Genomic DNA, 1524 nt, shown 5'->3' with positions numbered 1-1524 from the left:
ACGCGGTGTCCAGGAACCCACCGCCCAGCGCCGACGGCGGGGCGTAGGCGATGGAGTGCAGCACCCCGTCGAGCCGGTCGGCGTGCTCGCCCACCCGGTCGGCCAGGGTCGCCAGGTGCCGCTCGTCGGTGACGTCCAGCTCCAGCACCGGGGCGGGCTCGGGCAGTCTGGCGGCCATCCGCTCGACCAGGCTGAGCCTGCCGTAGCCGGTGAGCACCACCCGCGCGCCCGCCTCCTGGGCGTGCTTGGCGACGTGGAAGGCGATGGACGCGGTGGTGATGACCCCGGTGACCAGCACCGTCTTCCCCTTGAGCACGGTGTCAGCGCTCCAGGGACAGGCCGCCGTCGACCGGCAGCACGACGCCGGTGACGAAGGAGGCCGCGTCGCTCGCCCGAAAGGCGATCGCCGCAGCGGCCTCCTCGGGGGCGCCGAACCTGCGCATGGGCACGTGCGCCGCCGCTTCCACCCTCGCGGTCTCGGGCAGCTCGTCGGTCATGTCGGTGCTGATCCAGCCGGGGGCGACCACGTTGACGGTGATGCCCCTGGATGCCAGTTCCAACGCCGCCGAGCGCGCGAAGCCGATCATCCCGGCCTTGGCGGCGGTGTAGTTGGCCTGGCCGCGCGCGCCGGTGAGCGCCGAGACCGAGGCCACCAGGACGATGCGACCGCCGCGGCGGCGCACCATGCCGCGCACCGCGCGCCTGGCCACCAGGTAGGCGCCGGTGAGGTTGGTGCGCAGCACGTCCTCGAAGTCCTCGGGTCCCATCGTGGCGACCAGGCGGTCCCTGGTGACGCCCGCGTTGGCCACCAGCACCCCGACCGGGCCCAGCTCCCGCTCGACCTCGGTGAAGGCCCGGTCGACCTGCTCGGCGTCGCGGACGTCGCAGCGCACGCCGAACAGCTCGGCGGGCGCCCCGCCACCCCGGTGGGTGACTGCCACCCGCATCCCGGCCTTGGCGAGGGCGGTCGCCGTCGCCAGTCCGATCCCCCGGTTGCCCCCGGTCACCAGTGCTACCCCGGTCATCGCTGCTCCCCCTCGGTGGTCTGCTCGGCCTCGGCCAGGTGGTCGGCGAGCGCGAGCGCGGTCGGGCGCTCGCGCAGCACGGTCGGCGGGATGTGGTGGCCGGTGGTGGCGGCCAGGGTGCGGATGATCGACAGGCTCATCAGCGAGTCGACGCCGAGGGCGAACAGGTTGGCCCTCGGGTTGAGCGCCTCGGGCGTGATGCCCATCGCGCCCGCGATGACGGTCCGGACGTGCTCGCGCAGCAGTTCCCGGTGCTGGACCGGGTCCGGGCGCGGTGCGGCGCGGGTCGGTGCGCCCTCTCCCGCGAGTTCCGCCAGCAACGGGGTGCGCAGCGCGGTGGCGTAGGAGCGGTCGACCTCGCCCCAGTCCGCGTCGACGACCGCGCTCCAGAGGGCGGGCGCGTCCAGCGCCGCGGCGACGGCGCGCCGGGTGGGCATCAGGCGCAGGCCCGAGGCGAGGACGACGTCACCGTGCGGGGTGCCCGCCAGCCCGTCGGCGC

Annotated in this window: 3 protein-coding genes; all 3 read right to left on the bottom strand. The window is 75.1% G+C overall.

Going from position 1 to position 1524, the window contains the following annotated elements:
- Positions 1–316 (bottom strand): SDR family oxidoreductase (locus ACTUAL_RS24335; protein ID WP_440901881.1); only part of this gene is annotated, 316 nt, incomplete at its 3' end.
- 4 nt (positions 317–320) lie between these two features.
- Complete coding sequence (gene fabG, locus ACTUAL_RS24330; protein WP_440901880.1) at positions 321–1025, bottom strand: 3-oxoacyl-ACP reductase FabG; 705 nt, start codon at positions 1023–1025, stop codon at positions 321–323.
- A partial coding sequence (locus ACTUAL_RS24325) for an acyl carrier protein (protein WP_440901879.1) occupies positions 1022–1524 on the bottom strand: 503 nt, incomplete at its 5' end. The genes fabG and ACTUAL_RS24325, both read right to left, overlap by 4 nt.

Source organism: Actinosynnema sp., assembly GCF_052038725.1.
The sequence above is the reverse complement of the archived record's forward strand: the minus strand, read 5'-3'. Positions and strand labels throughout refer to the sequence as shown.